Genomic DNA, 9964 nt, shown 5'->3' on the forward strand with positions numbered 1-9964 from the left:
AAGTGTTGAGTTGAATTGACTTAAAATTTATAAGGTAAAGCTTATTAAATTGTAAAGACTAATCTGCAAACTAAAAACCCTATCTTTACACTTTCTTTATATCTGCACTTTAACAATTAACGGCAAATTTACAAGCTTCTTGGTAATAATAAGCATTGACAAATTTTATGCTTAATCTATCAAGGAGTTGGCTATGCAAGCGTTAGCAGGGTTGATGGCACTCGGGTTATTTATCTATCTGGTGTACGTCCTTATCAAAACGGAGGAGTTTTAATGACTTCCTCTGCCTTCATTCAAGTCCTTTTATACCTTGCGGTATTATTTATGCTTGCCTATCCGTTAGCAGGATTTATGGTGAAGCGGATGCAAGCCCCTCTATCTGCCAATGAACAACGCTGGTTTTCCCGTTTTGGGATGTTAGGCGTGGACAATCACGGCAAACTCAGTGATGAGATGAACTGGAAACAGTACGCCATAGCAATTTTGCTATTTAACATCATTGGCTTAGTGGCATTATTCGGGTTGCAATTGCTACAAGGCATTTTACCGCTCAATCCAGAAAAATTTTCCGCACCCACTTGGCATTCAGCCTTTAACACTGCTATCAGCTTTATGACCAATACCAACTGGCAAAGCTATGGTGGTGAATCTACCATGAGCTACCTGACCCAAATGCTAGGTATGTCATTGCAAAACTTTTTATCAGGAGCAACCGGGATTGCGGTGGCGTTTGCGTTAATACGTGGGTTAACCCGTAAAAACGCCCAAGGTATTGGCAATGCGTGGGTCGATTTGTGGCGAAGCAATCTGTATATTTTGTTGCCCATTGCCATCGTTATTACGTTGTTATTAGTAAGCCAAGGGGTGATTCAAACCTTATCATCAACTGTCAGTGTCAGCACATTACAAGGGGCAGTCCAAAATATTGCCCTAGGACCTGTTGCCTCGCAAGAAGCGATTAAAATGTTAGGCACGAATGGTGGCGGTTTTTTTAATGCCAACTCAGCACATCCGTTTGAAAATCCTACTGCACTTTCTAACTTTATTGAGATGCTCGCCATTTTCTTAATTCCAACAGCGTTATGTTTCTGCTTAGGAAAAATCAGTGGCAATCTGCGTCAAGGTATTGTGATTTTGTCGGCGATGACGCTGTTGTTTTTAGGCATGTATTGGCTCACTGTCAGCAGTGAATTGGCAGGCAATCCTTGGTTGGCTAACCAAGTGAGTGGTCTGGTGTCGCCTGATATGAGCGGCAATATGGAAGGTAAAGAAACCCGTTTTGGCATCGTGGCGTCTTCCCTGTTTGCGACTATTACCACGGCGGCGTCGTGTGGTGCCGTCAATGCCATGCACGACTCGTTTACCCCCATGGGCGGTCTGGCTCCCATGCTCCAAATGCAGCTAGGTGAAGTGGTATTTGGCGGTGTCGGTGCCGGTCTCTATGGCATGTTGTTGTTTGCAATCTTGGCCGTGTTTGTGTCAGGACTGATGATTGGTCGTACCCCTGAATATTTGGGCAAAAAAATCGAACCGTATGAGATGAAAATGGTGGTATTAGGACTGCTTGCTGCACCGTTGACAGTACTCATCGGTACAGCGATTAGTGTGATGACGGAGGCAGGTCAAGCCGGGGTATTTAACCCATCTGCTCATGGCTTTAGTGAAATTTTATATGCGTTTAGTTCGGCGGCAAACAACAATGGTTCTGCCTTTGCAGGACTGGGTGCCAATACTCCTTTTTATAATGTGATGTTGGGGATTGCCATGCTGGTAGGTCGGTTTGGGGTTATTTTACCCGTACTGGCATTGGCAGGTTCACTGGCGAAAAAACCACGATTACCTGTCAATAACGGTACGCTACCAACCACTACACCACTATTTGTTGGGCTACTTATCGGCACGGTGTTATTGGTTGGGGCTTTGACTTTTATCCCAGCGTTAGCACTCGGCCCAATTATTGAGCAAATCTGGATGCACCAGTAGCCGTCGCAGACTCACATTAAAGGAATTTATCATGACACAAACTATTAGTCCTAATCAGCCCATAAATACAAACCATCAGCCGAATGAACCTCATCATAAAAAAACACCACAAAGCATGTTTGCTCCTGAATTGGTCAAATCTGCGTTAAAAGAAACGTTTGCTAAACTAAACCCTAAAGTACAGTGGCGTAATCCGGTGATGTTTGTGGTGTATGTGGGCAGTATTTTAACCACGTTACTAACGATTCAAGCATTAATTTCCCCCGAACATCGCTCAGAGTTTGGCTTTGATTTGAGCGTAACCCTTTGGCTATGGTTTACGATTTTGTTTGCCAATTTTGCCGAAGCCTTGGCAGAAGGACGTAGCAAAGCGCAAGCCGCTAGCCTTAAACAGGCTCGTCAAGACTTCAAAACCCGTAAACTCCTTAATATCGAAGACCGTACTGCCACCATGACCGTGCTTGCCACAGAATTGGATAAAGACGATATCGTATTGGTGGAAGCCGGTGAAGTGATTCCTGCCGATGGTGAAGTGATTGAAGGCTTAGCCTCGGTGGATGAATCAGCGATTACGGGAGAGTCAGCCCCTGTGATTCGCGAAAGCGGTGGCGACTTTAATGCGGTGACGGGTGGGACTCGGGTATTGTCAGACTGGCTCATCATTCGTATTACCCAAGCGGCTGGGCAAGGCTTTTTAGACCGTATGATTTCACTCGTCGAAGGGGCAAAACGCAATAAAACGCCCAATGAGATTGCGTTAACCATTTTATTGGTGGCGTTAACGTTTATCTTTTTAATGGTGTGCGTCACATTACTGCCTTTTTCACAATTTGCCGTCAAAGCGTCAGGTCAAGGTATTCCAACGTCGCTGGTGATTTTGGTGGCATTGCTGGTTTGTTTAATCCCGACCACGATTGGCGGTTTGTTATCAGCCATTGGCGTCGCTGGGATGAGCCGTATGATGCAAGCCAATGTGATTGCCACCTCAGGGCGTGCGGTCGAAGCCGCAGGCGATGTCGATGTGTTAATGCTCGATAAAACAGGCACCATTACTTACGGGAATCGCCAAGCGTCGCAGTTTGTGGCAGCACAAGGTATTACTGCCAGTGACTTGGCAGAAACAGCGATGCTTGCTTCAATGGCCGATGAAACCCCAGAAGGACGCAGTATTGTTAAACTGGCGGAACAGCAGTTTAATTTGACTGATGCTAATTTTAAAACTCGGCCTTACGAAGCGATTGAATTTACTGCCCAAACTCGTATGAGTGGTACCGATATTGGCGGCCGACAGATTCGTAAAGGTGCTTTTGATGCCATTGCTCGCTGGGTTGAACAGGCAGGTGGCATCATTTCAAACAACGTTAAACACCAAGTCGAAGAAGTCGCTCGCCGTGGCAGTACGCCACTGGTCATTGCCGATGGTAAAAAAGTACTGGGTGTGGTTGAGCTAAAAGACATTGTAAAAACAGGCATTAAAGAGCGATTTGCTGAACTGCGTAGCATGGGCATTAGTACTGTGATGATTACTGGAGACAATGCCTTAACCGCCGCTGCGATTGCCGCAGAAGCAGGCGTTGATGATTTTATGGCAGAAGCCACCCCAGAGCAAAAACTGGCTCGTATTCGTAGTTACCAAGAGCAAGGTAAACTGGTTGCCATGACTGGTGACGGTACTAATGATGCCCCTGCCTTGGCACAAGCCGATGTGGCTGTTGCCATGAACAGTGGTACCCAAGCGGCAAAAGAAGCGGCGAATATGGTGGACTTAGATTCCAACCCCACCAAACTCATTGAAGTGGTGCAAACAGGCAAACAGATGCTAATGACCCGTGGTGCTTTAACGACTTTTAGCCTTGCCAACGACGTGGCAAAATATTTTGCCATTATTCCTGCTGCCTTTGCCAGCACTTACCCTGCGTTAAAAGTGTTAGATATCATGCATTTAGGTAGCCCAACCAGTGCCATTTTATCTGCCGTCATCTTTAATGCGTTAATCATCATTGCGTTGATTCCACTGGCGTTAAAAGGCGTGAAATACCGTGCTGCCAAAGCAGCGACGTTGCTACGCACCAACCTGTTAATTTACGGCTTAGGTGGATTAATACTGCCATTTATTGGGATTAAAGTGATTGATGTGATTTTAAACACCTTGCATTTGGCGTAACCTGAGGGGAAATACGATGAATACGACAATCTATACCGATAATAACAACCAATCTGCCATTCAATTTGCCATGCTAAAACCGGCATTGCTGTTGTTTATCATCTTAAGCATGATTCTAGGGGTACTGTATCCGCTGGGGATGACCGCCGTCTCGCAACTGATGATGCCAATGCAAGCTAATGGTAGTCTATATAAAGATAGCCAAAGTAAAACGATTGGCTCACGCCTAATTGGGCAAAACTTTGATGACCCTAAATATCTGTGGGGACGCCCGTCAGCGGCGAAATACGATGCTAAAGCTTCAACGGGCAGTAACTTAGGTCCTCTAAACCCTGAGCTGGCGAAAAATGTGCAAGCCGCCGTTAGCAAATTAAAATCAAGCGACCCCACCAATACCGCCCCAATACCGCTTGATTTAGTGACTACCTCTGCCAGTGGTCTTGACCCCCATATCTCACCTGCAGCTGCTGAATGGCAAGTGGGTCGTATTGCCAAACAACGAGGCATTAGCGTAGATACGGTTAAAAAAGCCATTCGTGATAATACCCAAGCCCCACTATTTGGCGTTTTAGGTGAGCCGGTTGTCAATGTCTTGGCAGTCAACGTGGCTTTAGATAAACTGGCTAAGTCACAATAATAAAGTAAGCGTAAGAGTAAGGCATGACTGATAACCGCCCCAACCCTGATGAGCTGCTCAATCAAATTGAGGCAGAGACGTTGACCACGACCCGAGGCAAGCTCAAGATTTTCTTTGGCTCATCAGCAGGTGTGGGTAAAACTTACGATATGCTGATGGCAGCACGACAAGCCCAAGCTCAGGGCTTTAACGTACTTGTCGGCATTGTGGAAACGCATGGACGTAGCGAAACCGCTGCTTTGCTCGAAGACTTAACGATTTTACCACTCAAGCAAATTGACTATCGAGGACAAACCCTTAAAGAATTTGATATCGATGCCGCTTTAGCGATTCACCCAGATATTCTGTTGGTTGATGAACTGGCCCATAGCAATGTGCCGACTTCCCGTCATCCTAAGCGATGGCAAGATGTGGAAGAGCTAATCAATGCAGGCATCAATGTTTATACTACTTTAAATGTACAGCATTTAGAAAGTGTTAATGATGTGGTCAATCAAATCACCGGCATAGCGGTGCGAGAGACACTACCGGATTGGTTTTTTGATGCTGCCAATGAAGTGGTGTTGGTCGATTTGCCTGCCGATGAACTATTAACACGGTTAGAGGAAGGCAAGGTATATTTGCCCAATCAAGCCAAAAATGCAGTAAAAAACTTTTTTCGCAAAGGCAATCTGATAGCCTTGCGTGAATTGGCACTGCGTCGTACTGCTGACCGTGTTGATACCGATATGCGCAATTATCGTAAACAGGCACGGATTTCACCAATATGGAACACCACAGACCAACTATTAGTCGGCTTAAGTAGTACTGGTAATAATGAACGCCTGATTCGCCATGCTGCTAGACTTGCGGGTAGCTTGCATACCAAATGGTATGTGACCCATGTGGAAACCCCATCTAACCTTTCCAAAAATAAGCAAAAAATCTTAGATGCCCTACGTTTGGCGGAAGACATGGGAGCAACGACCCAGATTATTACCGCCAATAGTGTTGCTGAAGGACTGACGAGCTATGCCCATCAGTTTAATATTGGACGCATTGTCATTGGACAACAACGACCCAAATTGGGGTGTTGGCGAAATTCTTTGATCGAGCAAATCGGTAAACAAGACACCAAGCTTGACTTAATCATAGTTAATCAAGTGGCTGACACCACCCCGAATACATCAGCTTCTCTTATTAGCAAAACGCCGAATTATCAAGAGTTATGGGCAAACCATAATGTAAGGGGCTATCTGGTCGCAACCGTGGGTTGTACGTTGGTCACTGCCTCACTTGCTAAACTCACCCAATGGCTGGATTTAGCTAATGTTTTAATGCTGTACTTACTGATAATCGTGTTTGTTTCGGTACGTTTCGGTCGTTTTCCTGGGATTTTTGCGGTTATCGTTAGCGTATTAAGCTTTGATTTTTTCTTTGTTGAGCCAAAATTTTCTTTTTCGGTAAGCGATGTACAATATCTATTGACCTTTGGGGTGTTGATTGTCGTCTCTTTATTAATTAATAACTTAGCGGTTGGGTTACGGTTTCAAGCCCAATCCGCTCGTCGTCGTGAGCTGCAAGCCAAATCGATAAGTGAATTAAGCCAAGGCTTAAGTGCGGCACGTAAAACTGAACAGATTGCTGACCATGCGACGCTGTGGTTATTACAACATTTAGCCAGTTATGCATTAGTTGTCACGCCCAACAATCAAGGTCGGTTAAACTTGGTGAGTGATACCGCCGTACCGTCAGAATTTGATTGGGCAGTGACGCAGTGGGTATATGACCATAATCAGCTTGCAGGATTTGGCACCAACACGCTTACGGCGAACAAAATGCAATACCGTCCACTGGCAGCTTCAGGGCAAGTATTAGGGGTAATTGCCGTCTTGCCCAAAGATACCAGTTATTTTAATCAGCCTGAACAACAGCGTTTTTTAGATGTGGCAGTTGCCCAAATTGCCTTGGCATTGGAGCGAATTTATTTGGCAAAAGTTGCTCAAGAAGCGGTGATTCAAGTAAAATCAGAGCAGTTGCGAGGAACTCTGTTATCGGCATTGTCCCATGATATTCGCACACCGCTTGCGGTATTATCCACGCTCGCTGAAAGTTTATTGCAACTAACACAAACTGAGCAAGAACAGCATCAACTAGCATTAGATATCCAACAGCAAAGTAGGGCCATTGGACGTTTGGTGGTCAATATTTTAGATTATGCGTCACTGCAATCAGGCGGTATAAGCGTTAATAAACAATGGATTAGCCTTGAAGAATTGATTGGTGGAATATTAACTCAATTAGAGTTTGCTCTTGGCACTCGAGATATCATTGTGGATATTCCAGACGCCCTACAATTTATCTATACCGATGAATTATTATTGGCAAGAATTCTTAATAATTTACTCACCAATGCCATTAATTATTCACCGTTAGGGTCACCCATTCATATTCAAGCACTATCAGATAGCCAAAATCATTTTAAAATTAATGTTATTGATGCCGGTGATGGTGTACCCATTGAGATGCAAACTAAGATTTTTGAACGCTTTACTCGTGGTAATCAAGAAAGCACAGTAACCGGTTTAGGGCTGGGTTTAGCCTTAAGTCGTGAACTGGTAAAAAGTTTGGGGGGCACGCTGAGCGTCACCAATGTGGTACCGCATGGGGCATGTTTTACCATAGAACTACCTCAACCTAGCCAAATCGAACAACGACAGTTTGCTAGCCAATTACATAATCAATCGCATATTTCGATTAATTCACCCTCAGATTATGAGAATTTACCGACCTAGATAACGAACCTATGAAAACGATTTTAATCATTGAAGATGAGCCCCATATTGCCCGTTTTATTAAAAAAGTATTAGAAGACGAAGCATGGGTCGTTTATACCGCAGAAACTGGGCAACGAGGCCTTATCGAAGCGGCAACACGTCGCCCTGATTTAATTATTCTTGATTTAGGCTTGCCAGACAGTGATGGACTTGAGATTATCAATGATATCCGTACTTGGTCAAAACTGCCCATTATCGTCTTATCCGCACGTAGTAATGAGCAAGATAAGATACAAGCGCTTAATTACGGAGCGGATGATTATCTAACAAAGCCCTTTAGTATGGGTGAGTTGTTAGCGCGGGTGAATGCGTTGCTGCGTCGTTACCAGAATAACCAAGACAGTGATGCTATCGTTCAAATGGGTGATATTTGTATTGATACTAGTCAACGTGAGGTGAGTAAAAATGGTGAGGTTGTGCATTTAACGCCCATTGAATATCGCTTACTCTCAGTACTGATTCGCAATTCTCAGCGTGTGCTCACCCATGAGCAAATCCTTGATGAAGTGTGGGGTAAAGGGCACCAAGACCAAGGGCATTATGTGCGAATTTTTATGTCAAATTTGCGACAAAAGCTTGAAGACAATCCTTCACGACCTAAGCATTTCTTAACAGAGGTTGGCGTTGGCTATCGGCTTAAAATGTAAATTTAACAATTGAGATTGCAAAAATTTTTGTGTAAGCCTTAGCATATTGCGTGATAAGGATCAGCATAGAATTCGGATCACATATAATATTGAATACATTTTTTTGATATTTAATTGATGGGATTACTACGTAAGTTTATAATGAGGTTAGCACAGAAAACCGAAAAATAATACTTTAAGGGATTTTTTGGAACATTTTTAATTAAATCTCATCTGTCTAAAAAACGAACATTTTTTAGAATATTGATAATTGTTTACTTTATCATAAACTTACAATATGTATGTTTGACAACTTATTAAAAAGCTATTCCAATAAGCACCCATGAATTAGTACTTAGAAATTTCTAATATGAAAAAACCGCTGACATATAATTAGCGGTTCTATTTTTCAACAAAAACAAGTGTTTTTGATTAAGGCGTTAAACCAAATTTTTTCAAATTATCCGCTTCATACGGAGCATCCTCAGCAGGATACCTCAACCCTTGAACGCCATAAACTTTGGCAATACTCCACAAAATACTTTCGCCTGCGGGCAATACCTGTAAATGCAATTGATAAATTGGGTCTGTATAGGCTTTTTCTGAATCAATAAATTGCCACTTTTGCTGTTTGAATGCTTGAATAATATCGGGCAACCAGGCGGCATTTATTGCTCTTACATGCAGTAAAATGACGTGATTGGGTGAACGTTCAATCGTTTTTAATGCTAAATTATCGTAATAATCCGCTCTGCCAAGCAAGTGCGTTATATACGCTTTTTTTAACTTATCTAAACTTTGCGTATCATGATTCTCTTGGTATTTTAAATATAACTGATTGTAATACCAATCACTCGCATCAATACTTACTGCACCCGAACGATAATTATGCACTTTTAGCCATTTTCTCATGCCATCTCTTTTTTCTTCAGTATTACCTTCTTTTAAAAAGGGAAATCGATAGCGAGGAACAAAGCCTTTTAAATTTTTAAAAAAATCATGACCTTCTTGCACATCTTTTAAATAATTAGCCAGTGTTACATCAGGCTTATTAAAATTCATGTGTAAATTACTATGGTTACCAATATGCTGACCTTCTTGCCCCCATTTAGCAATAATATCTCGCCCTGGTTCCCCACCAATTTTACTAATGCTCGGATAGACAATAGCTGTAATTTTATTTTGCTTTAGGGTTTTTAGAATATCATCGTTGATTTGCTCAGCTTGTGGGTTAGTTTTTGGGTCTAATCCATCATCAAAACTTAATGCTAAACTTTTTGCCATCACTGTATTAGATAAAACAAGACATAGGGTGAAGATAATTTTTTTGAACATTGAATTCTCTTATAAAATTTATTGGTTTTTGGGTAGTGGTTCGATATATTGAGATTTTTTATAATCTTCAGCGGATACAAAAACGCTTAAGATTTAAGTCACCTGTTCAAGTGTTCCAAGACTTTTATCGTCAGGCTGCCTGATGATATCTACCAAGTGTTTTATTCCGTATTTGACAGCAGGGGTCACAAGCCAAGATGGCTATTAATAGGATTCAAAGGCTACGCCAAATGAGCAATCTCATCAATTAACTCAGGTTTTTTACCCAATAATTTGAGTAAAACTTGAGCTGAACCGCTGGGTTTACGTTGACCCTGCTCCCAAGACTTTAGCGTATTGACCGAAATACCCAATGACTTGGCAAATTGACTTTGCGACAAGCCTGTCTTTTGACGGACTTGGC

Annotated in this window: 8 protein-coding genes; 6 read left to right on the forward strand and 2 right to left on the reverse strand. The window is 42.7% G+C overall.

Annotation, left to right across the window (positions count from 1 at the left end):
• The first annotated feature begins 193 nt into the window (after positions 1 to 193).
• From kdpF to RTR63_RS10660, 6 genes are all read left to right on the forward strand, one after another.
• Complete coding sequence (gene kdpF, locus RTR63_RS11845) at positions 194 to 274, forward strand: K(+)-transporting ATPase subunit F (protein ID WP_072092986.1); 81 nt, start codon at positions 194 to 196, stop codon at positions 272 to 274.
• Positions 274 to 1983, forward strand: coding sequence for a potassium-transporting ATPase subunit KdpA (gene kdpA / locus RTR63_RS10640; RefSeq protein ID WP_203171174.1), 1710 nt, complete (start codon positions 274 to 276; stop codon positions 1981 to 1983). The genes kdpF and kdpA overlap by 1 nt, the downstream gene beginning before the upstream one ends.
• 115 nt (positions 1984 to 2098) lie before the next feature.
• Entirely contained in the window at positions 2099 to 4147 is a 2049-nt protein-coding gene (kdpB, locus tag RTR63_RS10645; RefSeq protein WP_203171178.1) for a potassium-transporting ATPase subunit KdpB, read from the forward strand.
• 16 nt (positions 4148 to 4163) lie between these two features.
• Positions 4164 to 4784, forward strand: coding sequence for a potassium-transporting ATPase subunit KdpC (gene kdpC, locus RTR63_RS10650; protein ID WP_135890301.1), 621 nt, complete (start codon positions 4164 to 4166; stop codon positions 4782 to 4784).
• A gap of 23 nt (positions 4785 to 4807) precedes the next feature.
• Positions 4808 to 7558: a DUF4118 domain-containing protein gene (locus RTR63_RS10655; RefSeq protein ID WP_227716698.1), complete on the forward strand. Its 2751-nt coding sequence runs from the start codon at positions 4808 to 4810 to the stop codon at positions 7556 to 7558.
• Between the two features lie 11 nt (positions 7559 to 7569).
• Positions 7570 to 8247 (forward strand): response regulator, encoded by a 678-nt coding sequence (locus RTR63_RS10660; protein WP_101964926.1) that lies wholly within the window; start codon positions 7570 to 7572, stop codon positions 8245 to 8247.
• A gap of 411 nt (positions 8248 to 8658) precedes the next feature.
• Here the strand turns inward: RTR63_RS10660 and RTR63_RS10665 are convergent, their stop codons facing one another.
• Positions 8659 to 9561 (reverse strand): polysaccharide deacetylase family protein, encoded by a 903-nt coding sequence (locus tag RTR63_RS10665; protein WP_100270951.1) that lies wholly within the window; start codon positions 9559 to 9561, stop codon positions 8659 to 8661.
• Positions 9562 to 9782: 221 nt separating this feature from the next.
• Positions 9783 to 9964: helix-turn-helix domain-containing protein (locus RTR63_RS10670; protein ID WP_312524158.1), on the reverse strand; the 182-nt coding region annotated here is incomplete at its 5' end.

The organism is Moraxella sp. CTOTU47724, assembly GCF_032014955.1.
Lineage (GTDB): Bacteria > Pseudomonadota > Gammaproteobacteria > Pseudomonadales > Moraxellaceae > Faucicola > Faucicola tetraodonis.